Here is a 23,783-nt window from a genome sequence, read left to right on the forward strand (position 1 = left end):
GTAATTTATCCGAGGAGACAACGTGGGCGAAAAGGTTACCTACCAAAACATCACCGCCACGGTGCGCCCGCCTCGCTGCGCCATCTTCATCAACGGGAAAAGTAAGTACTGGAAGACTGCCGTAGACGGCGCCATCGCCAAGGCGTCAGAAATGTGGGGTGGTCGCTACTTCTTGATTATTCCCACAGATGGGATATCCATTGCGGATAAGTTCTGGGAGCTTCTGAAAGCGTACAACCCCGACCACCTCGCAGTCTTCGACTTGACATTCAGTGACCTTGCAGTTGCCGACCCGAACCAGTACAAAGCGACGAAGGAGCAGTACAAGAAGTCCTGGGATTCCAAGGGGAACCCCGCAGATCATTTTGAAGAATGGTTTTCAGGCAGCGCAGCCCAATCGAGGGTGGATCAGCTGACCATAAGCGATGCTCTGGATAAGGAGCTGATCTACAGACTCAGCCCTTTTCACTTCACTGACGCGATCGACACGCACTTGACGCGTAAATCAGGCTTCGGGTATCCGTTCACGAAGATCGCTAAGATTATTTCTGCCTCAACGCGCCATATTGGCCTGGTAAGGCTCGCCCCGCAGATTGAAGACCTGACATTGAAACTCCTCGTTCATTCTGAGACGGGAGTAGCCAGTGAGGATCATTACGCTGAAGCCGGATTCATCGCAAAACCCCTGCCAGATAACTATGCAATCCTGGATGTCCTGAAGCATGTTAGTGGTTCACGTCTGGCGTCTGCTGCCATTCAAGATCAAGAGCCGCGACTCGATGATGACTTCCTACCCAACACTCCATTTGGTCTGAGTATGTTGCACCTCGGTCAGTACTACAGGGCCGATCGTCACATGGATTATAAGGAGCCGGTTGTCCTTGTTCTCGGAGACACGGTCGAGGACTTTTGTTTGTATTACTCACTTTCCCGGCTACATGAGGGTGTTCGGTGGCTGCCCCTTAAATGGCTGCGAGCGTGCAATAAGGCTTTGAATGAGCGACGCATCCAGCGCAAGAAGGAGGAGGAACCGCGCCCATTCACCCTAAAGGAGAATGCTGTCCGAGCGCTCGTTAATCTCGCTTATGAGCTCATCGAATATGGGCACCACGAGAAGCGAATCCAGCTATGTAGTGCGAGCTTGAACCGAAGGCAATTGGTGGCCTATCGAACTCAAGTGGCCCGCTGCTCCTACTTCGCAGCCAGCGAAGTAAGCACTCATATCGACTGCATTCCGATGGAATCGGTTTCCACATCATGCATCTTGCGCGTGTTCGAAACGAACAACTACGCAAACCATCACAGCATGACCTTTGTTGACGGAAAAAGCGTCAGCCAGTTCGAGACGCCCACAGTCAAGAATTTCAGCGAAATTAGACTACCAGATCATTACTGGCTCACCTCGCTACGAATTGAAGGTTATCAGCCGCCCTCTCTTCCAAAACTGGGTCCTAGAATCGTCAACTTGCACAACTCAACGACTGAGTCTCGTGTAGCTGAAGACGGTATCGTATATCAGTGCCCAAACTCGATGATCTTTGGCAATGAGCTGGATGCAGTGCTCGTACGCCCTAAGATTGAAATGCCGGATGAGATGGGTCTTTTCGCTGCCTACTTTGAGGACGCGGATGTCACGGTGAAATATTCCGACAAGGGTAAGTACTTCATGGACACCCTTCGTCGCTTTGGTGGACTCGACCATCTGGGGCGTTTTATCAAGTCACCAGACACTCGTGACATCCTTGATAAGTTCAGTTGGACAAAGAAGCAAGCAAAAGGCATTCAACTCTCAGAGACTCCTGGTGAGCGCGGCAGCGTGATCTGCCTCAGCGAAAGCGCTGATGAGCAGCGCAGCTACCTGAACCTAAATGCGTTTACTTTGAGTATGGGGAGCGAAGAGGCTGCCGCTTCCCTCGTTGACGACCTCGTGGGAAAGCGAATCATTGAGCGCGGCTATATTTTCCGATGCGAGAGATGTGATGCATCTGCTTGGTATAGTTTCGACTCGCTTTCTAACGAGTTCGTATGTGTCCGTTGCGACCTTCGCCAACAGTTCACGGTAAGCCACTGGAGGGAGCCTGCACTGCCACACTGGTACTACAGGCTGGCAGAGACGGTGCGGCTCTTTTACGTCCATAACTCACACGTGACGGCGTTGGCGCTACATTCCCTCAAGGCTCGCTCGAAAACTGCGTTCCACTTTGTCCCCGAGATGGATCTCGTGGGTTTTCCGGGCAGCAGTGGTAAGAGAGAGATGGACATTGCCTGCATTCTCGACGGTGAAGTGATTTTTGGAGAATGCAAGACTGAGCCGCTGCAGGCTAAGGATATCGCAAAATTCAAAACTCTTCGAGGGATGAGCGTAACACCACCTACGAAGATTGTGTTCGCGACTACGCGACCCGTGACTGATGCGTTTGAAGCGCAGGCGCAGAAACTTGGTAACGCCGAAATCCTTACAGAAAGAGACCTCATGGATTTTTAGCCGTCATGATTCAATCCGCCCCCCCCCCCCCCCCCTACTGCTAAGCTTCAGCGCGCTAGTTCTACGGTTCAGATGGGCATGGCCGGCGCGGGGTTGATGACAGCGTTCTACGCGACACTTCCGATTTCGTCCCGCTCGAAGACTTTGACGGCTAACCACAATGAGCCGAACTGTCGGTGGGGATGAGAGAGCAATAGGAGGATGCCGGCCTCGATGACGCCTGCACGTTTACTGAGGAGCGGTAGCCCACCCGCAGACTTCTGGAAGAGGCTCTACTGCTCCGCGGCGGACAGGAGGATCATGCCGCTGACCTTCTGAGCCTGGTTCTCGATCCCGAGCTCCTCAAAGAGGGCACTACTGGCCCCGAAGGCGCGCACCGCCTCCGTCGTCCTGCCCTTGGCGAGTTCTGCGGCGCTCAGAGCCATCATGCTCTCGGCCATGGCTACCTTGCTGCCCATGAACGACGAGACGTGCAAGGCACGTCTGGCCAGACGGACAGCCAGATCTCCGTCCTGTTCCAGAACCGCTACACGTGAACGCTCACCCAGTGCCAACCGCTCCCCTTGGGCGTTTCCGATCTCCCGGAAAGCCCGGACCGCTCTGGCCAGGCTGACGTTCGCCTCGGACAGCGCGCCCTTCATCATCATGAACACACCGGAGAGCAGAAGACAGTTGGCCTTGCCTAAGCGGCTCTCAAGGTGCCCATACGCAGTCGAGGCTCGGCTCACATGTACCAGCGCCTCGTCGATAGCCCCTTGGTGGGCGAGCACTTGGGCGCTCAGCAAGTTCGTGTCGGCCACGCCGAGCTCGTTGCCGATGGAGGCGTACAAGGACGCGGCATCGCGCAGCGATGCGTGGGCCGCATCCGCATCGCCATCGGTTAGCTCCAGGAAGGACAGTTCCGCCCGACACGCGGCCTCGCCGAGCCGGTCGCCGATCTCCCGGTAGAGACTGAGTGCCTCGTGGAGCGCGTTCCGGCTCTCCTGCGCGCGTCCCTCGCGCAGGTAGATCCCTCCTTCCTCCCGCAGGGCATTGGCTACGCCGAGTCTGAAGCCGAGGCCGCGGTACTTTCGGACGGCTAGGCGCAGTGCCTTCCTGCTCTCGCCGTACCGGCCGACCCTGCGCAGCGCGGTGCCGTGCTCCGAATGGACGTTGCCCTCCCCCAGTACGTCCCCGAGTTCCTCGTAGAGTTTCGCGGCAACGCTGAAGCACTTGGAGGCCGTGACGTAGTCGGCCTGTCGGGCCGCGACGGATCCCAGGTGCAACTGGCAGTTCGCCCCGTTCTGGGTATCACCGGTGGCCAGGCAGATATCGAAGGCTTGGCTCAAGAGCTCCTTCGCGCTCGTGAGCTCGCTCCGCCGCTGCGACACGCACCCCAGGAGGAACAGAGCCTTGGCCTCCTCTCGCGCGAGGTCTTCCTCGCGGGCGATCCGGAGTGCCTGTTCGGCCTCGACGACGGCGTCGTCCAACCGACCTTGGTGGAGGGAGATGTCGGACCTGAGCGTCAGGGCGTGGCTCACCAAGCCTGGCCTCGTGCGGAGGAGGCCCTCGCGGACCTCGTGTGCGGTGACGAGCTCAATCACTCTAAGGCCGGAGTCGTAGTCACATGCCAGGTTCGCCGACTGGAAGAGGCGGTGCCACTCCCCTTCCTTGCTCGTGTCGCCGGAGCAGAACCGGTGGTACAGCTCGTTCTCCAGATCACCCGAGCGGGAGAAGTAGGCGGCCGCACGCCCATGCCATTCCATGAGCCGCAGCGGCTCCTGACCCCCGAGGTGGCTGAGGATGGCGCCTCGGACCAGAGGGTGGATGTGCCACGACGGCCTCTGCCGGTGAGCCCGGCGCAACTGGACGAACGAGTACGCGGTGAGGCTCTCGAACCACTGCTCGTCCTGCGGGGCCTTCGCCAGCACCGCAGTGATGGCCTCCTTGACCACCGACCTCAGGGTCGCCGCAGCGACGACGACGGCTCTCCTGGGCTCCGGGATGCGGCTCAGGAACACGCGGGGAAGCCACTCCTCGGCGGGGCGGTCACGAGCTATTCGCTCAAGCTCGAAGAGGTCGATCTCGCCCCAGTCGAGGATCGCCGCGGTGTCGCTAAGCATGCTGGTCCAACCGGGGTGACCCTTGCACAGGCGATACACGGCCTGCTGGAACCCGTCAGCTTCTTGACCGCGCGAGGCCAGGTAGGCGTCGCTATCGGTCGAGGACCAGTTCCGCAGCTCCCTACGCCGGCAACGGATTCCGGACTTCATCGGAACCTCCTCACGGCCGGCGAGCACCAGTTTCAGCCCCTTCGCGCCGCTCAGGAGATGGGGGACAAAGCGATTGGCGAACCAATGACCGATCTCGTCTGCGCCCCGGGCCCCTCCGCTGGCCTCGAAATAGGCGACCTCGTCGAGGTAGTAGAGACGCTCGGTGGTGTCCACGAACAGGACCCGACCCGACAGGTCCGCCTTCCGCAGGTCGTCACACAACGCCCGCACCAGCTTTGACCTGTTTAGCGCCCGGAGGTTCGCCAGCGGCTCCGTGATGCTGCCAGCGCTCAGAGAGACCGGAGAGTCTACGATCGACGAGTTACCTCGGGCGGTCACCGTCGCCTTCAGCGTGATGTTGCGGGTGAGCAGCGCTTGTTCGTCGGCGTCAGCCCGGTCCGCCGCACGGCGGTAGGCGGGGGTGCCGGTCCCGCACCACCCACCTAAAACCTCGGCGAGTTCGTCCAGAAGCTCCCGAGCGGCGTCCGCGGAGTCAGAGGAAGGGTTCCGCCGACCGGCCGTGTACTCGAGGTCCACGACGTATCCGTCCTTCGGACAGCACGCGGCGAGGTGTTCGACCAGAGTGGACTTCCCCTGGCCCGCCACACCCCAATAGAGAAGCACCCGATCGTCACCCTGGAGGAACGCTTCGAATTCCGCCGTCTCGTCTTCGCGCCCCAACAGCGACATGCCCATGTGGTTCATCGCGGTGCTCCCCCTCAGTGAACGGTGATGTCGCTGCCGCTGACTGTCCCTCCGCCGGAGGCATGCTGGGTGACCTGGGCGTCGCGGTTCACCATTACGGCGCTTGCCTCGATGGTGCCTCCCTCTGCGGACCTGTCGACAGCGGAGCGGGAAGCGGCCGCCGCGACATGGGTTGGAGAGTCGGCGATCCGCCCTCCATTCGTGGCGCGCACGCGCACCGCGATCTGCTGGGCAGCACCCTCGTCGCGTGAGCGCACGAACTCAAGGGTGGCCCAGACGAGAGCGCACGCCACGGTGGCACCGATCAACGAGAGACTCCACTGATCAGTCATCAGATTCACACAGACGCTTACCACCACACCCGCGACGACGGACGCACTTGCCATGAGCCCACGATGGTGTAACACCCTCACCCCCGGATATTCGTAAGGCGATAAGAATTGCACACGCATCCGGGGATGTTGTGGCGCCTGGGATATGTCCCGCCCGGCGCCTCCCCCAGTCCGCACACAGTCCGCAGGACACCCGATCACGACCGTCGTACCCCATCGCCAGCCATCAGTAAAAGGCCAGGTCAGCACCCCACGAGGAAGATCCCCGCAGGTCACAGACCCGGCCCATTACTAGGAGACCAAGAAGGCTTGATCGCCCGTACGGCGAAGGGGCCCGGCCGCCGATCCGGCCGGGCCCCTTCGTCGTACGCGTTCAGTGGAACTGAGGCACGATCAGGTAGATCCCGTACGCCACCACGGCCGCGCAGGCGAGGAAGCACAGGGCGGCCTGGCCGAGGCCGAGGGCGCTGGTGCCGCCCGGGTGTTCGCGGGCGCCCTCCAGCCGGGCGAGGCCGAGGACGCCGAGGGCGAAGACGACGACCACGGCGACGGTGACGCCGATGCTCACCGCGGTGACCTCGCCGAGTGCGGTCCAGTCCAGTTGCATGTCGACTCCCGGTCGTTCAGGCGGCCGCGCCGACCTTGGCCGGCGGCTCGGTACGGAGGGTGACCTCGTGCGTGTCGTTGACGTTGTGCGCGTGCACCGGGTTGCGGCGGGAGAGCAGCACGATGCCCCCGGCGAGGGCGGCACCGACCAGGGCGACGACCGCGGTCCCGAGGTCGCCGCCGTTCTGCACGACCGCTGCGGCCAGGCCGCCGACCAGCGCGGCGGCGGGCAGGGTGATCATCCAGGCGACCGCCATCCGGCCCGCGACGCCCCAGCGGACCTCCGCGAGCCTGCGGCCCAGCCCCGCGCCGAGGATGCTGCCCGAGGCGACCTGCGTGGTGGACAGGGCGAAGCCGAGGTGGGCGGAGGTCAGGATGACGGTCGTGGAGGCGGTTTCGGCCGCGAAGCCCTGCGGCGACTGGATCTCGGTGAGGCCCTTGCCCATGGTGCGGATGATCCGCCAGCCGCCGAGGTAGGTGCCGAGGCCGATGGCGAGGCCCGCGGAGGCGATGACCCACAGCGGCGGGCCGGCGTCGTGGCCGAGCGCACCGGCCGAGATCAGGGTGAGGGTGATGACGCCCATGGTCTTCTGCGCGTCGTTGGTGCCGTGGGCGAGGGAGACGAGTGAGGCGGAGGCGATCTGCCCGACGCGGAAGCCCTTGGTGACGGACTCCTTGCGGGCGCGGTCGGTGAGCCGGTAGGCGAGGTAGGTGGCGAGCAGCGCGGCGACCCCGGCCACGACCGGCGAGGCCACCGCCGGGACCAGTACCTTCTCGACGACCTTGTCGAAGTCGACCCCGTGGCTGCCCGCCCCCACCCACACGGCTCCGATCAGCCCGCCGAACAGGGCGTGCGAGGAGCTGGAGGGCAGTCCGAGGAGCCAGGTCAGCAGGTTCCACAGGATCGCCCCGACCAGCCCCGCGAAGATCATGCCCGGGGTGACGAGGGTGTCGTCCACGATGCCGCCCGAGATCGTCCTGGCCACCTCGGTGGACAGGAAGGCACCGACGACGTTGAGGACACCGCTGATCAGGACCGCCGTTCGGGGAGCCAGCGCGCCGGTGGCGATGGACGTGGCCATCGCGTTCGCCGTGTCGTGGAAGCCGTTGGTGAAGTCGAACGCGAGCGCCGTCACGATGACGACGGCCACGAGGAACGTGATGTGGTCCATTCCTGAATGCAAACAAGCCCAGGCCAATAGGCGGGGAACGGCGAGGCAAAGGCTGGTCAAGGTTCACGCGGGTGGCCGTGGCGGCGGCCGCATAGGATCGCGGCCATGACGATCCGCTGGACGTACGCCTTCGCCGACCGGCCGCGCGATGCCTTCGGTGCGGCCTGTGCCTTCTGGACCGCGGTGACGGGGACCCGGCTCTCCGAACTCCGCGGCGAGCACTCCGAGTTCGTCACGCTGCTCCCGGACGGCGCCGACGCCTGCGTGAAGGCCCAGGCGGTCGCGTCGGGTCCCGGCGGAGCGCACCTGGACTTCTGCGTGGAGGACGTACGGGAGTTCGCCGACGCGGGCGTGCGGCTCGGCGCGCGGGTGGTGGAGGACTTCGGGTCGCTCGTCGTGCTGCGGTCGCCGGGCGGGCAGTTGTTCTGCGCCGACCCTTGGCGGGGGCAGGCGTCGCGGCCGGGCGTGGTGCGGGGCAGCCGGCTCGACCAGGTGTGCGTCGACGTCCCGCCCTCGGCGTACGAGGCCGAAGTCGCCTTCTGGAGTGCGCTGCTCGCCGGCTGGGAGTCGCGGCCCGGTGCCCTCCCGGAGTTCCACGTGCTGCAACCACCGCCCGGCCTGCCGGTCCGGCTGCTGCTGCAACGCCTCGAAGAGGAGCGCCCGGCCTCCGCCCACCTCGACCTCGCCTGCGCGGACGTCGGGGCGACCCGCGCGTGGCACGAGGAACTCGGGGCCGGGTACGTGGCCGCCTTCTCCGGCTGGACGGTGATGCGCGACCCGGCGGGCGGCACGTACTGCCTGACGAGCCGGGACCCGGAGACGGGCGGGCTGCGGCTCTAGTCCGTCTCCGCGTACGCGCACAGGGCCGCCCCGCCGCCCTCGGGTGTCGGGCAGGGCGGCAGGTCCGGTGGCTCGTCGGGGTCCGTCCGCTCCCAGACGTACGGTCCCTGCGGCTGCGTCGAGTCCTGCGCCCAGAGGGTCAGCCCGCCCGCGACGGCCACGGTCACCGCCCACACGATCACGGCCCGGCGCCAGAGCCTGCGCCGCCGCTTCCCCGTCATGCCCATGCCGCACACGCTACTGCCTCAACCGCGCCGCCCGGGCCCGGAGATAGCGCTGCTCGGGCAGGCTGAGGGTCTGGGCGGCGGCCGACTCGTAGGCGGCTCGGGCGGCTTGGGGTTCGCCCGCGCGCTCCAGGAGGTGCGCTCGTACGGCGTCCAGGCGGTGGTCCTTCAACTCGCCGCGCAGCAGGTCCAGTTCGGCCAGACCGGCGCGCGGGCCGCGGACCATGGCGACGGCGACCGCGCGGTTGAGGCGTTCGACGGGGCCGGGGACCAGGCCGACGAGGACGTCGTACAGGCCCAGGATCTCGGCCCAGTCCGTCTCCGCGGGCGAGGGCGCCTCGTCGTGCACGGCCGCGATCGCGGCCCGCAACTGGTACGGGCCCGGCCGGCCCCGGGACAGGGCCCGGGTGACCAGTGCGACGCCCTCCTCGATCGCCGCCCTGTCCCAGCGGTCGCGGTCCTGCTCGTCGAGGGGGATCAGCTCGCCGTGCGGTCCGCTGCGCGCGTCGCGGCGGGCGTCGGTCAGCAGCATCAGCGCGAGCAGGCCGGCCACCTCGCAGTCGTCGGGGAGCAGCCGGTGGACCGTACGGGTCAGCCGTACGGCCTCGCCCGCGAGATCGCGGCGCTGGAGGGCGGGGCCGGAGGTGGCCGTGTACCCCTCGTTGAAGATCAGGTAGAGGGTGTGGAGGACGGACGGCAGCCGCTGCTCCCAGCGGTCCGGGCGCCCGAAGCGCACGCCCCGCACCTTCTGCTTGGCCCGGCTGATGCGCTGGCCCATGGTCGCCTCGGGAACCAGGTACGCCCGGGCGATCTCCGCCGTGGTCAGACCGCCGACCGCGCGCAGGGTGAGCGCGATCTGGGCCGGTGGGCTCAGGTCCGGGTGGCAGCAGAGGAAGAGCAGCGAGAGGGTGTCGTCCTCGCGGGGCGCCCGCTCCCCCGACGGCGGGGCGGTGAACGCGTCCCGGGGCGTGAGGGCCGCCGCCCGTTCCTCGCGCTGCCGTCTGGCCTCCTCGCTGCGCAGGGCGTCGGTCAGCCGCCGCGAGGCGACCTTGATCAGCCAGCCGCGCGGATTGCCGGGCACGCCCTGCGCGGGCCACTGCCCGGCCGCCGCGAGCAGCGCCTCCTGTACGGCGTCCTCGGCGGCGTCGAAGTGCCCGTACCGTCTGACCAGCGCGCCGAGGACCTGCGGCGCGTTGTCGCGCAGCAGGTCCTCGATCTCGGGCGTGCTCCGCACCGGCGGATCCGGCGGCGGCTCGTCAGATGTCCCCGGACCCGTCCATGATCGGGCGGATCACGACGGGGTAGTCGGGGGCTCCGGCCGGCTGGGGGCAGCGGGCGACGCGCTCGGCGATCTCCGTGACCCGCTCCAGGCTCTCGCACTCCAGGACCCAGTAGCCGGCCAGCAGCTCCTTGGTCTCGCCGTACGGGCCGTCGGTGATGACGGCCTTGCCGTCGTCGCCGAGGGTGACGTGCCGGGTCTGCGCCGGCTCGGCCAGGCCCTGCCCGTCGACGAACTCACCGGTCTCGGAGAGGTCGTCGTTGATGGCGCCCATGTAGGAGAACATGGCCTGCACCTCTTCCTCGCTCCAGGCGGGGGAGGTCGCCGACGCCTTGCCGCGCATCGCGTCGTAGTCCGCCTGCGTGCCCTGCACCATGACCAGGTACTTCATCAGTCCGCTCCTTCGGCTCTCACCGCCCTGCCGGGCGGCTCTTCACAGGGGACGTCGGAGCCGGGCCGGTGTTCTCGACACGGACTCAGGGATTTCTCGCGACGGTTTCCCCCGGGGCCGCCTCGGAGGGCGTCGTCGCAGGCGGGGCGGTGCTCCCGGCGGGCCGGGCGGCCTCGGCGCGCTCCATGTCCTCACCGGTGTGGCGCACCGCGTCCTGCGCGTCGCAGGCCGTGCACGCGGGGTTGTGGCAGGGGCCCGCCACCCAGAGCGGCACCCACGCGCCCAGCGTCTTGTGCCGCCGGACGACTGTCTCCACGGGCTGTCCGCAGGCCGGACAGACATGTCCTTCGCTGCCCATGTCCTCAGGGTAGGACGGTCGGGGGCTCGGCGCTTCCTGCCGTATGGGCGCGCCGGTACGCCGTTGCCGCGCGTGCGCGCCGATGCCTTGCTTACGCCCCCGGCGTCAGGGCTGCCGGTTTCCGGCGTGCGCGGGTGGCCGGCGCTGCCAGGAAGTCGACGAGCGGGCAGGTCAGGGCGCCCGGTGCGGGCGGGGCTCGCGCCACATCGGCCACATGGTCGGGCCGTCGGGGAGGTCGAGGGCCGGGCCGGCGAGTTCGAAGCCGAGGCGCTCGTACAGCTTGCGGCTGCGGGCGTTGCTGGCCTCCAGATACGCGGGCCGTCCCTCGCGGTCGCAGCGGTCGAGGACCGACTCGATGAGCGCGGTGCCGAGGCCCTCGCCCTGGCGGCCCGGCGCCACGCCGATCATCCACAGGTACTCGTGGGCCCGCCCGGAGGGGTGGATCGCGGCCGTCAGCCGGCCGATCGCCTCGATGCGCTCGTTGTCCGGGTCCACGGCCTGTCGCACCTGGGCCGGACCGTCGTCCTCGGCATCGCCGCCGTGCTCGCCGGCCGGTACGGACAGCCACAGCGCGCAGGCCGAGCCGTCCTCGGTGAGGTCGATGCGCCCCGCCGCGAGCACCACGTCGGTGAAGGCGGCCATGAGCCCGGGGTGCTTGGCACGGCGGTCCTCCGCCCCGGGGAAGACCCAGCCGCTCACCGGGTCGTCCTGGAACGCCTCGTCGAGGAGCCGGACGACCAGGTCCCGGTCCCCCTCGTCCGCCGTCCGGATCGCCACGCCCATGTCCCGCCCCTTCGCTCGCCCGACGGGCGTTGATCGTAGGGCGGCCCGGGGCCTTCCCGGGGCGCGGGGCGGGAGCTTGGCGGGATTCAGCCGAACATCCGCCCGGAGATGATCGCCCCGGAGATGATCGCCCCGGGTGCGGGAGAGAGCGGGCCCCGCACCCCGTGGGGAAGTGCGGGACCCGCCGGCCGGAGACCGGCGGCCGTGCGGAGTCAGGAGCCGCACAGCCCCCGGAACTCCGGGGTCCTGCCCTTCGGACGCCCGAAGGGCCACCGCGTGCCGCTGTCGGCCGGCCGCGTGCCGGGCGTCAACTGCTGCGCCGCGTCACGAACTCGGCGAGGGCCAGCAGACCGCCCGCCGCCTCCGGGTCCGGCACGGCACGCGCCAGTTGCTGCATCGCCCGGGCCATCCGGTCGGCCGCCTGGCCCTGGGCCCAGTCACGGCCGCCCGCGCGCTCCACGGCCAGGGCGATGTGGTCCAGGTCCTCCTTGTCGTGGGGACGGGCGTACAGTTCGGCGAGTTCGACGGCCGCCGGTGTGCCGGAGGCGCAGGCCGCGACGATCGGCAGGGACTTCTTGCGGGCGGCCAGGTCCGCGCCGACGGGCTTGCCGGTGCGGCTCGGGTCGCCCCATATGCCGATGACGTCGTCGATGAGCTGGAAGGCGAGCCCGGCCTCCCGGCCGAACGCGTCCAGCGCCGCCACGTCCGCGTCCCCGGCGCCCGCGTACAGCCCGCCGATCGCGCACGCGCTGCCCAGCAACGCGCCGGTCTTGGCCTCCGCCATGGCGAGGACCTCGTCCAGCGTGACCTCGCCGGGGCCGCGCCGCTCCAGGGCCGTGTCCGCGTGCTGTCCGGCGCACAGTTCGACCACGCAGTCCGCGAGCCGGGCGGCGGCGGCCGGGGACGCAGGATGCGGGTCCTCGGCGAGCAGCCGCAGGGCCAGCGCCTGCAGGGTGTCCCCGGCGAGGATCGCGTCGGCGTCGCCGAACACCGTCCACGCGGTGGGCCGGTGGCGGCGGGTGGCGTCCCGGTCCATCACGTCGTCGTGCAGCAACGTGAAGTTGTGGATCAGCTCCACCGCCGCGGCCGCCCGGACCGCCCCCGCCCGTGCCTCGGGTCCGCCCAGGGCGGCCGCGGCGGCGAGGACGAGCGCGGGACGGATCGCCTTGCCCGAGCCGCCCTCGGCCGGGGTGCCGTCCGCCTGTTCCCAGCCGAAGTGGTAGCGCGCGATCCGCTGCATCGGCCCGGGCAGCGAGCCGACCGCGGCCCGCAGCACCGGATCGACCTCCGCCCGGGCCCGCTGCAGGAGCATGACCGCCTCGTGTCCGTCGGCCGGTCCCGGCCGGCCGTCCTGCTGTGTCCCGATGGGCCCCCGCCTTTCCGGCGCCCCGGCCGCACGCCGGGGCTCGGTGCCGCGCCGCCCGCCGGGCGCGGGCAGCGTCGTCTCCGTCCCGAACTCGACATCCGTGAGGGACTCACCCATGGGACCGCCTCGGAGAACGAGCGGAAGCCGACGCTTCCGCTGCCGCTGAGCACGTACCCCCCGGGTGTACCCGCCCTGCCGGGCGGGGACACGGCCGACGTACCGGAAGCGTCACCGCCAGCGGCCGATCTCGACGTTCTCCAGGACGCCGAGCGCGTCCGGTACCAGGACCGCGGCCGAGTAGTACGCCGTGACCAGGTACTTGATGATGGCCTGTTCGTTGATGCCCATGAAGCGCACCGACAGGCTCGGCTCGATCTCGTCCGGGATGCCGGAGGCCCGCAGGCCGATGACGCCCTGGTCGCCCTCACCGGTACGCATGGCGATGATCGACGTCGTACGGGCTTCCGTCACCGGGATCTTGTTGCACGGGAAGATCGGCACGCCGCGCCAGGTGGGGATGCGGTTGCCGGCCATGTCGATGGTCTCCGGGACCAGCCCCCGCTTGTTGAGCTCACGGCCGATCGCGGCGATCGCGCGCGGGTGGGCGAGGAGCAGCTTGGTGCCGCGGCGCCGGCTGAGCAGCTCGTCCAGGTCGTCCGGGCTGGGCACGCCGTCGTGCGGCTGGATCCGCTGGTCGTACTCGCAGTTGTGCAGGAGGCCGAAGTCGCGGTTGTTGATGAGCTCGTGCTCCTGGCGCTCCTTCAGCGCCTCGACCGTCAGCCGGATCTGCTGCTCGGTCTGGTTCATCGGCTGGTTGTAGAGGTCGGCCACGCGCGTGTGGATGCGCAGCACGGTCTGGGCGACGCTCAGTTCGTACTCACGGGGGCGGGCCTCGTAGTCGACGAACGTGTGCGGGATGTCCGGCTCGCCGGAGTGGCCGGCGGCGAGGTCGATCTCCTTCTCGCCGTACTTGTTGGAGCGCTGCTGGGGGATCGCGCGGCGCTGCTCCAGGTGCTCGCGCAGCGAGTCCGAGCGCTCCGCGATCTGCTCGAACTCCTGGCGGGGCAGCACGAGTACGGTGCACGCGGTGAGCGCGCGGGCGGTGTACTCCCAGATGGCGTCCTGGTTCAGCAGGGCCTGGTCGCCGAAGTAGGCGCCGTCGGCGAGGACTCCGAGCGACTCGTCGTCGCCGTACGGGCCCGTGCCGATCTTCTCCACCCTGCCGTGTGCGAGCAGGTACACCTCGTCGGACTGGCTGCCGAAGGAGGCGATCACCTCGCCCGCCCGGATCTCCCGCTGTTCGCAGCGGCGGGCGATCTCGGAGAGCACCTCCTCGTCCTCGTACGACCGCAGCGCGGGCAGTTCGCCCAGCTCCGCGGGGATGATCTCGACCCGGTCGCCGGTCTTCACGAACGTCATCCGGCCGTCGCCCACGGCGAACGTCAGTCGCCGGTTCACCCGGTACGTACCACCCTGGATGTCCACCCAGGGCAGCATGCGCAGCAGCCAGCGAGAGCTGATCTCCTGCATCTGCGGCACGGACTTGGTCGTGGTGGCCAGGTTCCGCGCGGCCGCCGTGCCGAGACTCTGCTGCGGCTTGGTCTCCTCCGTGCGGACCTCTTCGCCTACCGACATAGAGAACTGCCCTCCCGGTTGTGATCGACACCCATATGCCTCGGGCATCGACGTGCACGCCCAAGCCTTCCCCACCCGGTGCCGCTGTGCTATTACCCGAAAGAGCGGGAATGGATCTTCGTACAAGTGGGCAGGAGGGGGCCCGTTCCGGCGTTCGACGGAGCCTCGGCCGGGCCCGGAGCGGCTGGCGACAACCGGTGGGAACCTGTCGGTTATGCCTCTGGGGCGCGTCCGGGGCCGGATCTAGCGTGGTGGTCCGTTCCCGCCACCGACTCCAGAAACGGGCCCCTCCATGCAGTACATCGCGCCGATCGGCGTCGGCGTCCTCTACGCCTTGTTGATGTCCTTCGTCCGGGAGCCCCACCGGCGGCGCCTGAACGCGTTGATGGTCGCCGGTGCCGGTGCCGCGTACCTCAGCGGCGGCGGCCTGGGCGGCTGGGAGTTCGCCTTCACCGCGCTCGTCACCTACGTGGCCTTCCGGGGCCTGGAGTCGTGGACCTGGATCGGCGTCGGCTGGCTGCTGCACACCGCCTGGGACATCGTCCACCACATCAAGGGCAACCCGATCATCCCGTTCGCCCACACCTCCTCCCTGGGCTGCGCGATCTGCGACCCGGTGATCGCGCTGTGGTGCCTGCGGGGAGGGCCCTCTCTCCTAGCACTCGTGCGCGACCGGCGCAGGCCGGGGCCGCCGGAGCCCGGCCCGGACGTCAGCCGCGGTGCCCCGTCCCCCACCCACGGGTGACAATGGCCGCGTGACCAGCCCCGACACCCCCGGCCTCGCCGCACTGCGCCCCCGGCTGCCCTCGCCGGTGCAGGAGGTCGTGGACGGCCGGTTCGAGCGCCGGGGCGTCCGGCTGCTGCTGAAGCGGGACGACCTGATCCACCCGGAGCTGATCGGCAACAAGTGGCGCAAGCTGGCACCGAACCTCGCGGCGGCGGCCGGCCGTACCGTCGTCACCTTCGGCGGCGCCTGGTCCAACCACCTGCGCGCCACGGCCGCGGCCGGCCGGCTGCTCGGCATCCCCACGGTCGGTGTCGTCCGCGGCGACGAGCTGGCCGGCCGGCCCCTCAACCCGTCGCTGACCCGCTGCGCGGCCGACGGCATGCGGCTGCACTTCGTCGACAGGGCGACGTACCGCCGCAAGTCCGAGCCGCGGACCCTGGCCGGGATCCTGCGCGCGGCGGACGTCGAAGATGCGTACGTCGTCCCCGAGGGCGGCAGCAACGCCGAGGCCGTGCGCGGCTGCCGGGCGCTCGGTGCCGAGCTGCGCGGCCGGGCCGAGGTGGTCGCCGTGGCCTGCGGCACCGGCGGCACGCTGGCGGGCCTGGCCGCCGGTCTCGCCCCCGGGCAGCGTGCCCTGGGGGTGCCGGTCCTCAAGGGCGGCTTCCTGACCGCCGACACACAGACGCTGCAGCGGCAGGCCTTCGGCGGGCCGCGCGGTGCCTGGAGCATGGACGACCGCTTCCATTTCGGCGGCTACGCGCGCGTGCCGGCAGAGTTGGAGGCCTTCGCGGCGGACTTCGAGCACCGGCACGGCCTGCCCGTCGAGCGCCTGTACGTCGCCAAGCTGCTGTACGGGCTCGTCGCCCTGGCCGAGGAGGGCGCCTTCCCGCCCGGGACGACGGTGGCGGCCGTGGTCACCGGCCGCCCCTTCCCGTAACACCCGGCCCGTAGCTACGCCGCCTCCCGGAAGGCCGCCGCCTCCTCCAGGTCCAGCCTGCGCAGCAGGGTCCGCAGCATCTCGTCGTCGATGTACCGGGCGTCCCGGAGCTTGACGAACACCTCGCGCTCGGCGCTGATCATCTCCCGCGACAGCCGCCGGTAGGTGTCGTCGACGGACTCCCCGGTGACCGGGTTGGCCTGCCCGAGCCGCTCCCAGACGGCGTTGCGGCGGCGCTCCAGGACGGTGCGCAGCCGGTCGGCGAGCGGGGCGGGCAGGGCGTTGCGCTCGTCGGAGAGGAGTTCGTCCAGGCGCCGCTCGGCGGCCCGGGAGGCCTGCGCCTGGGCGTTGGCCTCGGCGAGCGTCTCGGCCTGCGCGTCCCGCCCGGGGAACTTCAGCAGGCGGATCAGCGGGGGCAGGGTCAGTCCCTGCACGACCAGGGTCCCGATGACCGTCGTGAAGGTCAGGAACAGGATGAGGTTGCGGTGCGGGAAGGGCTCCTCGCCGTCGTGCATGGTGAGCGGGATGGAGAAGGCGATGGCCAGCGAGACCACGCCGCGCATCCCGGCCCACGCGATGACGAACGGCGCCTTCCACGAAAGGCGCTCCTCCCGCTCCCGGATCCGGGCCGACAGCAGCCGCGGCAGGAAAGCCGCCGGGAACACCCACACGAACCGGGCCGCGACGACCACCAGGAAGACGGCGACGGCGTACCAGGCGGCCTCGACGCCCTCGTACTCCCCCAGACCCCGGAGCACCACGGGCAGCTGGAGGCCGATCAGCGCGAACACCGCCGACTCCAGCACGAACGCGACCATCTTCCACACCGCCTCCTCCTGCAGACGCGTGGCGAAGTCGACCTCCCACGCGCGGTGTCCCAGGAAGAGCGCGACCACCACGACCGCGAGGACCCCGGAGGCGTGCACCTGCTCGGCGGCGGCGTACGCGACGAACGGGATCAGCAGGGAGAGCGTGTTCTGCGGCAGGGCCTCCTTCACGTGCGTGCGCAGCCAGTGGATCGGCACCATCAGCACCAGTCCGACCAGGACGCCGCCGACCGCCGCGAGCAGGAACTCGACGATGCCCCCGGCCCAGGTCGCGCCCTCGCCGACGGCGGCGGCCAGGGCGACGCGGTAGGCGGTGATCGCGGTGGCGTCGTTCAGCAGGGACTCGCCCTGGAGGATCGTGGTGATCCGCCCCGGCAGCCCGACCCGGCGGGCCACGGCCGTGGCCGCGACCGCGTCCGGCGGCGCCACCACCGCGCCGAACACCAGGGCCGCCGTCAGCGGCAGGTCGGGCACGATCAGGTACAGGGCCCAGCCGACGACGAAGGTCGCGAACAGCACGTACCCGACGGACAGCATCGCGACCGGCCGCAGTTGCGCCCGCAGGTCGAGGTACGAGCTGTCGGTGGCGGCCGTGTGCAGCAGCGGGGGCAGGATGAGCGGCAGGACGATGTGCGGGTCGAGGGTGTAGTCGGGCACCCCGGGGACGTAGCTGACCACCAGCCCTGCCGCCACCAGCAGCAGCGGCGCCGGCACCTGGGTGCGCCGCGCGGCGGCGGCGATCGCGGCGCTGCCCGCCACCAGCAGCAACAGTGGCATCACGTCCATCGTTCTCGCCCGCCCTCTTTTTTCGACGCGGTCTTCCGCTCGGCCGTCGTAACCTGGCAATCATGAAACAGTGCACGCATGCCGAAGCGCTGCCGCACCCCGAGCCCGTCCCGCTCAGCGAGACGTGCCCGGAGTGTCTGGCGGAGGGCATGGATCCGGTGCAACTACGGCTGTGTCTCAGCTGCGGTCACGTCGGCTGCTGCGACTCCTCGCCGGGACGGCACGCGACGGGGCACCACCAGCAGTCCGGTCACCCCGTGATGCGGACCCACGAGCCCGGGGAGACCTGGCGGTGGTGCTTCGTCGACCATGTCCTGGTGTGAGGCGACAGGACCCCGGCGGCGGACGGTTCGACCGTCTGACGTCTGGGTACGTCAACCCGGCGCGCGCTCTTCCCATTTGGGCCCGCCCAACCCCTAGACACGGAGCGTGTCCACAGGTTTACTGTGAGTGACGGCACGGGGTTGGGGTCCCGGGGACAGGACCGTTGAGAGCGCGATAGCGTCACCGCTGAACCACGTATCGCGTTACCCCCGGGGGGCGACCCTCGGTCCTAGAACGCTTGTACCACCATGGAGGTGAGGGTGTCCCAGATCGCAGGCGAGCCCGCGACCCAGGACTTCGTGGAAGTCCGGCTGCCGGCCGCGGGTGCCTACCTGTCGGTGCTGCGTACGGCCACGGCCGGTCTCGCGGCCCGTTTGGACTTCACCCTCGACGAGATCGAGGACCTGCGCATCGCGGTGGACGAGGCCTGCGCGATCCTGCTGCAGCAGGCCGTGCCCGGCTCGGTGCTCAGCTGTGTCTTCCGCCTCGTCGACGACTCACTCGAGGTCACCGTCTCGGCACCGACCACGGATGGTCATGCCCCCTCGCGGGACACGTTCGCCTGGACCGTCCTGTCCGCCCTGGCGGGCAAGGTCTCCTCTGCCGTGGACAAGGACAAAACCGTTTCGATCAGCCTCTACAAACAGCGCGGCGCGGGACCCGGGCCGGCGTGAGGAACGAGGACGGGCCGGTGCGGGACGAAGAGCGCAGCACACGAGAGCTGCCGGCCGAGGGCACAGGCACGGGCACGGGCACTCCGAGCGGGGCCCGGCCCATGGCGGACGGCATCGACGGCATCCCCGAACAGGCCCGCCCGCATCCGGAGGACGACTCCACGGGAGCCGTCCTCCCGGGCGGCGGGCGGCAGGAGCGGGACAGTGCCGTGCGGAGCGCGCCTCCGGGCGGGGGGATCACCGCATCCCCCGTCCAGGGGGGTCCTCCCACTCGCGAGAAGTCGAGAGTGGCGGAGGAGGCGAGGGCTCGGGGAAGGGCGACGGGCGGGACGATGAGCGAGCACGAGCGACACTCCGAGGACGAGACGCCGCGCGCGCACCACACACAGGGCGCGCAGCACGGCTCGCCGGACCGCAGCGGGGCGCGCGAGATGTTCCTCAAGCTGCGCACCCTGAGCAATGGCAGTCCCGAGTACGCGGAGCTGCGCAACCAGCTGGTCCGCATGCACCTGCCGCTCGTGGAGCACCTGGCGCGCCGCTTCCGCAACCGCGGCGAGCCGCTGGACGACCTGACGCAGGTCGCCACGATCGGACTGATCAAGTCGGTCGACCGCTTCGACCCGGACCGCGGCGTGGAGTTCTCCACGTACGCGACCCCGACGGTCGTCGGCGAGATCAAGCGCCACTTCCGCGACAAGGGCTGGGCGGTGCGCGTCCCGCGCCGGTTGCAGGAGCTGCGCCTGTCGCTGACCACGGCGACGGCCGAGCTCTCGCAGCTGCACGGCCGCTCCCCCACGGTCCACGAACTCGCCGAGAAGCTGGCGATCTCGGAGGAGGAGGTCCTGGAGGGCCTGGAGTCCGCCAACGCGTACTCCACGCTGTCCCTGGACGTCCCCGACACCGACGACGAGTCCCCGGCGGTCGCCGACACCCTCGGCGCCGAGGACGAGGCGCTGGAGGGTGTGGAGTACCGGGAGTCCCTCAAGCCGCTGCTGGAGGACCTCCCGCCGCGCGAGAAGCGGATCCTGCTGCTGCGGTTCTTCGGGAACATGACCCAGTCGCAGATCGCGCAGGAGGTCGGCATCTCGCAGATGCACGTCTCCCGGCTGCTGGCGCGCACGCTGGCGCAGCTCCGGGAGAAGCTCCTCGTCGAGGAGTGACAGCGAGACGTGAAGCTGAGAAGTGACAGCTGAGCAGTGACGGCTACTTCTCCGTAGCGCCGGGGTTGCCGGGCCCGCGGATCCCGAGGGCCCGGGTCGTCTCCGGGTTCACCAGCAGCACGAGCGAGGCGACGGCCACGACCGCGAGGGCGATCCCGCCCGGGATGGCCATGCTGTCGGCCTGTAGCAGGTTGTAGGCGACCGGCAGCGCCATGAGCTGCGTGATGACGGCCGGGCCGCGGCTCCAGCTGCGGAGGCCGAGCAGCCCGCGCGCGGCGAGCAGCGGCAGCAGCGCGAGCACGACCAGCGTGATCCCCCCGGTGACGGCCTGCTGCCGGTCGTCGGGATGACCCGTGAGGCCGAGGACGAGGATCCAGACCCCGCCGACGACCAGCGCGAGCCCCTCCAGCGCGGCCAGCAGCGCGGCGTACGTCAGACGGCGCGGGCGGGGGCCGGCGTGCTCCGGGGTGGTGGGGGTCTGCTCACTGCTCACCCCTGAAGGGTAGCCCTCGCCGTACGCGCCCCCCGTGGGGAGGTTCACCCCAGGTCTCTTACCGGATCCCTACCTCGGTCTGGGCCCGGTACCCCCCAGTAGGTACGCTGCCAGTCATGCGTGCACTCCTCGTGGTCAATCCGGCGGCAACCACCACAAGTGCGCGCACACGCGACGTACTGATCCACGCGCTCGCCAGCGAGATGAAGCTGGAGGCCGTCACCACCGAGTACCGCGGCCACGCGCGCGACCTGGGCCGGCAGGCGGCGGACAGCGACGACATCGACCTGGTGGTGGCCCTCGGCGGCGACGGCACGGTCAACGAGGTGGTCAACGGCCTGCTGCACGCCGGCCCCGCGCCCGGGCACCTCCCCCGCCTCGCCGTGGTCCCGGGCGGCTCCACCAACGTCTTCGCCCGCGCCCTGGGCCTGCCGAACGACGCCGTGGAGGCCACCGGCGCCCTGTTGGACGCCCTGCGCGACGGCAGCGAGCGCACCGTCGGCCTCGGCCTGGCCTCCGGCACGCCGGGCACGGAGGACGAGGCGGTGCCGGCCCGCTGGTTCACCTTCAACGCGGGCCTCGGCTTCGACGCCGGTGTGGTCGGCCGGGTGGAGCAGCACCGCGAACGCGGCCGGAAATCCACACACGCTCTTTACGTGCGTCAGGTCGTGCGCCAGCTTCTCGGCGAGCCCAACCGCCGGCACGGGACGATCACGCTGGAGCGGGCCGGGGAGGACCCGGTCACCGATCTGGTGCTGTCCATAGTCTCGAACACCTCCCCGTGGACGTTTCTGGGGAATCGCCCGATCTACGCGGCACCTAAGGCCTCGTTCGATACCGGGCTCGATCTCTTCGGTCTCAGCCGCCTGTCCACCGCGGCGGTTGCCCGGTATGGCACCCAGTTGCTCACTTCGTCCCCCGAGCGCGGACCCCATGGCAAGCACGCCACGTCTCTGCACGACTTGACCGAGTTCACCTTGCATTCGAAGGTGCCACTCCCCCTCCAGATGGACGGTGACCACCTGGGGCTGCGAACGAGCGTGACGTTCACAGGCGTACGCCGTGCACTGCGTGTGATTGTGTGAGCAGAACTGGCTAAAGTCCTTTCACTCGAACGTTTAGGCCAGGATCCACCCCATGGAAGTACGGCTGTGACCTAGTCGACACCGAAGAATCAAAAAAAACTTTCCAGAAGGGGTTGTATCCGCCGCTGAGGTTTGCGAGTCTCTACGTGGCGATCGGGACGGCCCGCAACACCGGCCTCCACTGATCACCAGAACCCCTCTTCAACTCACAGGACCCACGCCAGGGAACCTGGCGGTCGGCCCTTCACTTGTTGAGGGATTCGTGAAAGCGTTCACATTCACAAGCACCTGCACGTAATACCAAGGAGAGGTAGCAGCCATGGACTGGCGTCACAACGCCGTTTGCCGCGAGGAAGACCCCGAGCTCTTCTTCCCCATCGGCAACACCGGTCCTGCGCTGCTGCAGATCGAGGAAGCCAAGGCCGTCTGCCGTCGCTGCCCGGTGATCGAGCAGTGTCTGCAGTGGGCGCTCGAGTCCGGCCAGGACTCCGGCGTCTGGGGTGGTCTCAGCGAGGACGAGCGCCGTGCCATGAAGCGCCGCGCCGCCCGCAACCGGGCCCGTCAGGCCTCCGCCTGACAACCCACCCCTGCTGACAGCCTGAGCTTGGCGGCGCGTGCAGCGAGCACGCATCTCCCGCCCCCGAGCCGCAGCGCGCAGTTCCCCCGATGCGCTTACACAGCAGCAGCGAGCTTTAAGCCCCGGGCCACCCAGTGGTCCGGGGCTCAATGCTGTGTGCGGGCCCTCGCTCGACGGGCCGGGAGCTGCTACTTCTGCGACCGCACCGGGATGTCGAGGATCACGCGGGTGCCGCGCTCCGGGGCCGGGACCATGTCGAAGGTGCCGCCCAACTCGCCCTCCACCAGGGTGCGTACGATCTGCAGGCCGAGGTTGCCGGCGGTGTGCGGATCGAAGCCTTCCGGCAGGCCGACGCCGTCGTCCTGGACGGTGACCAGCAGCCGGGCCTCTTTCGTGGTGCCGCCGCGGACCGCCGACACCTCGACCGTGCCGGTGTCGCCCTCGCGGAAGCCGTGCTCCAGCGCGTTCTGCAGCACCTCGGTCAGCACCATCGACAGCGGGGTGGCGACCTCGGCGTCGAGGATGCCGAAGCGGCCGGTGCGCCGGCCCGTGACCTTGCCCGGGGAGATCTCCGCGACCATCGCCAGGACGCGGTCGGCGATGTCGTCGAACTCCACGCGCTCGTCCAGGTTCTGGGAGAGCGTCTCGTGCACGATCGCAATCGATCCGACGCGTCGCACCGCCTCTTCCAGGGCCTCCCGGCCGCGGTCGGACTCGATGCGCCGGGCCTGGAGGCGGAGCAGGGCCGCCACCGTCTGGAGGTTGTTCTTGACCCGGTGGTGGATCTCCCGGATCGTCGCGTCCTTGGTGATCAACTCGCGCTCGCGGCGGCGCAGTTCGGTGACGTCCCGCAGCAGCACCAGCGAACCGATGCGGGTGCCCTTGGGCTTCAGCGGGATGGCCCGGAACTGGATGACCCCGTCGTTGGCCTCGATCTCGAACTCGCGCGGCGCCCAGCCGCTGGCGACCTTGGCGAGCGCCTCGTCCACCGGGCCCCGGGTCGGCGCGAGTTCGGCCGTGGTCCGGCCCAGGTGCTGGCCGACGAGGTCGGAGGCGAGGCCGAGGCGGTGGTAGGCGGACAGGGCGTTCGGGGAGGCGTACTGGACGATGCCGTCGGCGTCGAGCCGGATCAGGCCGTCGCCGACGCGGGGCGAGGCGTCCATGTCGAGCAGCTGGTTCGCGAACGGAAAGGAACCGGCCGCGATCATCTGCGCGAGGTCGGAGGCGCTCTGCAGATAGGTGAGCTCCAGGCGGCTCGGGGTGCGCACGGTGAGGAGGTTGGTGTTGCGCGCGATGACTCCGAGGACGCGCCCCTCGCGGCGTACGGGGATCGACTCGACCCGGACGGGGACCTCCTCACGCCACTCGGGGTCGCCCTCGCGCACGATGCGGCCCTCGTCGAGGGCGGCGTCCAGCATCGGGCGGCGGCCGCGCGGGACGAGGTGGCCCACCATGTCGTCCTGGTACGAGGTCGGGCCGGTGTTGGGCCGCATCTGGGCGACCGAGACGTACCGGGTGCCGTCGCTGGTGGGGACCCACAGGACCAGGTCGGCGAAGGAGAGGTCGGAGAGCAGCTGCCACTCCGAGACCAGCAGGTGCAGCCACTCGAGGTCGGTGTCGTCGAGGGCGGTGTGCTGGCGTACGAGTTCGTTCATGGAGGGCACGTGGCGAGCGTACCCGGGCGTTTGTACGGCTCTGAAATACCCGGACCGGGACGGTACGGCCCAGGAACGGTCGGCCTCCGGAAACACCCGCGGGCCGCGGC

At 69.1% G+C, this 23,783-nt stretch carries 23 protein-coding genes; 9 read left to right on the forward strand and 14 right to left on the reverse strand.

Going from position 1 to position 23,783, the window contains the following annotated elements; all coding sequences use genetic code 11:
* Positions 1–22 precede the first annotated feature (22 nt).
* Positions 23–2,485, forward strand: coding sequence for a hypothetical protein (locus ABZ386_RS23730; RefSeq protein WP_358965765.1), 2,463 nt, complete (start codon positions 23–25; stop codon positions 2,483–2,485).
* Between the two features lie 272 nt (positions 2,486–2,757).
* On the opposite strand, the gene ABZ386_RS23735 is transcribed toward ABZ386_RS23730, so the two are convergent.
* The 4 genes from ABZ386_RS23735 to ABZ386_RS23750 form a co-directional block, all read right to left on the reverse strand.
* Positions 2,758–5,442 (reverse strand): tetratricopeptide repeat protein, encoded by a 2,685-nt coding sequence (locus tag ABZ386_RS23735; protein WP_358965766.1) that lies wholly within the window; start codon positions 5,440–5,442, stop codon positions 2,758–2,760.
* 14 nt (positions 5,443–5,456) lie between these two features.
* Positions 5,457–5,828 carry a hypothetical protein gene (locus ABZ386_RS23740; RefSeq protein WP_358965768.1) on the reverse strand — a complete coding sequence of 124 codons (372 nt, stop codon included), beginning with the start codon at positions 5,826–5,828 and terminating at the stop codon, positions 5,457–5,459.
* 319 nt (positions 5,829–6,147) lie between these two features.
* Positions 6,148–6,381, reverse strand: a complete 234-nt coding sequence (locus ABZ386_RS23745) for a hypothetical protein (RefSeq protein WP_351342331.1) — start codon at positions 6,379–6,381, stop codon at positions 6,148–6,150.
* A 16-nt stretch (positions 6,382–6,397) separates the two neighbouring features.
* Positions 6,398–7,552, reverse strand: coding sequence for an inorganic phosphate transporter (locus ABZ386_RS23750; protein WP_351342329.1), 1,155 nt, complete (start codon positions 7,550–7,552; stop codon positions 6,398–6,400).
* A gap of 105 nt (positions 7,553–7,657) precedes the next feature.
* Between ABZ386_RS23750 and ABZ386_RS23755 the strand changes: the two genes are divergently transcribed.
* The gene (locus ABZ386_RS23755; RefSeq protein ID WP_358965770.1) at positions 7,658–8,392 is read left to right on the forward strand and encodes a VOC family protein; all 735 of its coding nucleotides are present in this window, start codon (positions 7,658–7,660) and stop codon (positions 8,390–8,392) included.
* Here the strand turns inward: ABZ386_RS23755 and ABZ386_RS23760 are convergent.
* The 7 genes from ABZ386_RS23760 to ABZ386_RS23790 all read right to left on the reverse strand — a co-directional run bounded on the left by ABZ386_RS23760 (position 8,389) and on the right by ABZ386_RS23790 (position 14,428).
* The gene (locus ABZ386_RS23760; protein ID WP_358965772.1) at positions 8,389–8,619 is read right to left on the reverse strand and encodes a hypothetical protein; all 231 of its coding nucleotides are present in this window, start codon (positions 8,617–8,619) and stop codon (positions 8,389–8,391) included. The genes ABZ386_RS23755 and ABZ386_RS23760 overlap by 4 nt on opposite strands.
* A 10-nt stretch (positions 8,620–8,629) precedes the next feature.
* Positions 8,630–9,850 (reverse strand): sigma-70 family RNA polymerase sigma factor, encoded by a 1,221-nt coding sequence (locus tag ABZ386_RS23765; RefSeq protein ID WP_351342323.1) that lies wholly within the window; start codon positions 9,848–9,850, stop codon positions 8,630–8,632.
* Positions 9,851–9,872: 22 nt separating this feature from the next.
* The gene (locus ABZ386_RS23770; protein ID WP_351342321.1) at positions 9,873–10,286 is read right to left on the reverse strand and encodes a YciI family protein; all 414 of its coding nucleotides are present in this window, start codon (positions 10,284–10,286) and stop codon (positions 9,873–9,875) included.
* Between the two features lie 85 nt (positions 10,287–10,371).
* Positions 10,372–10,644, reverse strand: a complete 273-nt coding sequence (locus ABZ386_RS23775; protein ID WP_351342319.1) for a hypothetical protein — start codon at positions 10,642–10,644, stop codon at positions 10,372–10,374.
* Positions 10,645–10,815: 171 nt separating this feature from the next.
* Positions 10,816–11,427, reverse strand: coding sequence for a GNAT family N-acetyltransferase (locus ABZ386_RS23780; RefSeq protein ID WP_356615258.1), 612 nt, complete (start codon positions 11,425–11,427; stop codon positions 10,816–10,818).
* A 307-nt stretch (positions 11,428–11,734) separates the two neighbouring features.
* Positions 11,735–12,910, reverse strand: a complete 1,176-nt coding sequence (locus ABZ386_RS23785) for a family 2 encapsulin nanocompartment cargo protein polyprenyl transferase (protein WP_356672984.1) — start codon at positions 12,908–12,910, stop codon at positions 11,735–11,737.
* Positions 12,911–13,021: 111 nt separating this feature from the next.
* Positions 13,022–14,428, reverse strand: coding sequence for a family 2B encapsulin nanocompartment shell protein (locus ABZ386_RS23790; RefSeq protein WP_351342313.1), 1,407 nt, complete (start codon positions 14,426–14,428; stop codon positions 13,022–13,024).
* Positions 14,429–14,720: 292 nt separating this feature from the next.
* Between ABZ386_RS23790 and ABZ386_RS23795 the strand changes: the two genes are divergently transcribed.
* Together ABZ386_RS23795 and ABZ386_RS23800 are read left to right on the forward strand one after the other, a co-directional pair.
* Entirely contained in the window at positions 14,721–15,173 is a 453-nt protein-coding gene (locus ABZ386_RS23795; RefSeq protein WP_355717687.1) for a DUF6010 family protein, read from the forward strand.
* Between the two features lie 10 nt (positions 15,174–15,183).
* Complete coding sequence (locus ABZ386_RS23800; protein WP_356675395.1) at positions 15,184–16,092, forward strand: pyridoxal-phosphate dependent enzyme; 909 nt, start codon at positions 15,184–15,186, stop codon at positions 16,090–16,092.
* A 14-nt stretch (positions 16,093–16,106) separates the two neighbouring features.
* Here the strand turns inward: ABZ386_RS23800 and ABZ386_RS23805 are convergent, their stop codons facing one another.
* On the reverse strand, positions 16,107–17,705 hold the full coding sequence (locus ABZ386_RS23805) for a Na+/H+ antiporter (protein ID WP_351342307.1): 1,599 nt from the start codon (positions 17,703–17,705) through the stop codon (positions 16,107–16,109).
* Positions 17,706–17,767: 62 nt separating this feature from the next.
* Between ABZ386_RS23805 and ABZ386_RS23810 the strand changes: the two genes are divergently transcribed.
* The 3 genes from ABZ386_RS23810 (at position 17,768) to ABZ386_RS23820 (ending at position 19,863) form a co-directional block, all read left to right on the forward strand.
* Positions 17,768–18,028, forward strand: a complete 261-nt coding sequence (locus ABZ386_RS23810; protein WP_351342305.1) for a UBP-type zinc finger domain-containing protein — start codon at positions 17,768–17,770, stop codon at positions 18,026–18,028.
* A 261-nt stretch (positions 18,029–18,289) separates the two neighbouring features.
* Entirely contained in the window at positions 18,290–18,703 is a 414-nt protein-coding gene (locus tag ABZ386_RS23815; protein ID WP_003992877.1) for a hypothetical protein, read from the forward strand.
* Positions 18,704–18,720: 17 nt separating this feature from the next.
* Entirely contained in the window at positions 18,721–19,863 is a 1,143-nt protein-coding gene (locus ABZ386_RS23820; protein WP_351342302.1) for an RNA polymerase sigma factor SigF, read from the forward strand.
* Between the two features lie 43 nt (positions 19,864–19,906).
* On the opposite strand, the gene ABZ386_RS23825 is transcribed toward ABZ386_RS23820, so the two are convergent.
* The gene (locus tag ABZ386_RS23825; protein WP_356615255.1) at positions 19,907–20,356 is read right to left on the reverse strand and encodes a hypothetical protein; all 450 of its coding nucleotides are present in this window, start codon (positions 20,354–20,356) and stop codon (positions 19,907–19,909) included.
* Positions 20,357–20,472: 116 nt separating this feature from the next.
* Here ABZ386_RS23825 and ABZ386_RS23830 point away from each other — a divergent pair, with 116 nt between their 5' ends.
* Together ABZ386_RS23830 and ABZ386_RS23835 are read left to right on the forward strand one after the other, a co-directional pair.
* Entirely contained in the window at positions 20,473–21,441 is a 969-nt protein-coding gene (locus ABZ386_RS23830; protein ID WP_351342298.1) for a diacylglycerol kinase family protein, read from the forward strand.
* Between the two features lie 319 nt (positions 21,442–21,760).
* Positions 21,761–22,018 carry a WhiB family transcriptional regulator gene (locus ABZ386_RS23835; protein ID WP_003992873.1) on the forward strand — a complete coding sequence of 86 codons (258 nt, stop codon included), beginning with the start codon at positions 21,761–21,763 and terminating at the stop codon, positions 22,016–22,018.
* Positions 22,019–22,206: 188 nt separating this feature from the next.
* Here ABZ386_RS23835 and ABZ386_RS23840 read toward each other — a convergent pair whose 3' ends face one another.
* Entirely contained in the window at positions 22,207–23,673 is a 1,467-nt protein-coding gene (locus ABZ386_RS23840) for a PAS domain-containing sensor histidine kinase (protein WP_351342605.1), read from the reverse strand.
* Positions 23,674–23,783 lie beyond the last annotated feature (110 nt).

Origin of the sequence: Streptomyces sp. NPDC006140 (genome assembly GCF_040628815.1) — a bacterium.
Classification (GTDB): domain Bacteria; phylum Actinomycetota; class Actinomycetes; order Streptomycetales; family Streptomycetaceae; genus Streptomyces.

What these genes read in the sequence shown, in the direction of transcription:
- ABZ386_RS23840 (WP_351342605.1), bottom strand. Translation starts at nt 23,673, where the DNA reads ATGAACGAACTCGTACGCCAGCACACCGCCCTCGACGACACCGACCTC.
- ABZ386_RS23760 (WP_358965772.1), bottom strand. Translation starts at nt 8,619, where the DNA reads ATGGGCATGACGGGGAAGCGGCGGCGCAGGCTCTGGCGCCGGGCCGTG.
- ABZ386_RS23775 (WP_351342319.1), bottom strand. Translation starts at nt 10,644, where the DNA reads ATGGGCAGCGAAGGACATGTCTGTCCGGCCTGCGGACAGCCCGTGGAG.
- ABZ386_RS23740 (WP_358965768.1), bottom strand. Translation starts at nt 5,828, where the DNA reads ATGGCAAGTGCGTCCGTCGTCGCGGGTGTGGTGGTAAGCGTCTGTGTG.
- ABZ386_RS23810 (WP_351342305.1), top strand. Translation starts at nt 17,768, where the DNA reads ATGAAACAGTGCACGCATGCCGAAGCGCTGCCGCACCCCGAGCCCGTC.
- ABZ386_RS23835 (WP_003992873.1), top strand. Translation starts at nt 21,761, where the DNA reads ATGGACTGGCGTCACAACGCCGTTTGCCGCGAGGAAGACCCCGAGCTC.
- ABZ386_RS23780 (WP_356615258.1), bottom strand. Translation starts at nt 11,427, where the DNA reads ATGGGCGTGGCGATCCGGACGGCGGACGAGGGGGACCGGGACCTGGTC.
- ABZ386_RS23735 (WP_358965766.1), bottom strand. Translation starts at nt 5,442, where the DNA reads ATGAACCACATGGGCATGTCGCTGTTGGGGCGCGAAGACGAGACGGCG.
- ABZ386_RS23790 (WP_351342313.1), bottom strand. Translation starts at nt 14,428, where the DNA reads ATGTCGGTAGGCGAAGAGGTCCGCACGGAGGAGACCAAGCCGCAGCAG.
- ABZ386_RS23750 (WP_351342329.1), bottom strand. Translation starts at nt 7,552, where the DNA reads ATGGACCACATCACGTTCCTCGTGGCCGTCGTCATCGTGACGGCGCTC.
- ABZ386_RS23755 (WP_358965770.1), top strand. Translation starts at nt 7,658, where the DNA reads ATGACGATCCGCTGGACGTACGCCTTCGCCGACCGGCCGCGCGATGCC.
- ABZ386_RS23770 (WP_351342321.1), bottom strand. Translation starts at nt 10,286, where the DNA reads ATGAAGTACCTGGTCATGGTGCAGGGCACGCAGGCGGACTACGACGCG.
- ABZ386_RS23805 (WP_351342307.1), bottom strand. Translation starts at nt 17,705, where the DNA reads ATGGACGTGATGCCACTGTTGCTGCTGGTGGCGGGCAGCGCCGCGATC.
- ABZ386_RS23830 (WP_351342298.1), top strand. Translation starts at nt 20,473, where the DNA reads ATGCGTGCACTCCTCGTGGTCAATCCGGCGGCAACCACCACAAGTGCG.
- ABZ386_RS23795 (WP_355717687.1), top strand. Translation starts at nt 14,721, where the DNA reads ATGCAGTACATCGCGCCGATCGGCGTCGGCGTCCTCTACGCCTTGTTG.
- ABZ386_RS23745 (WP_351342331.1), bottom strand. Translation starts at nt 6,381, where the DNA reads ATGCAACTGGACTGGACCGCACTCGGCGAGGTCACCGCGGTGAGCATC.
- ABZ386_RS23785 (WP_356672984.1), bottom strand. Translation starts at nt 12,910, where the DNA reads ATGGGTGAGTCCCTCACGGATGTCGAGTTCGGGACGGAGACGACGCTG.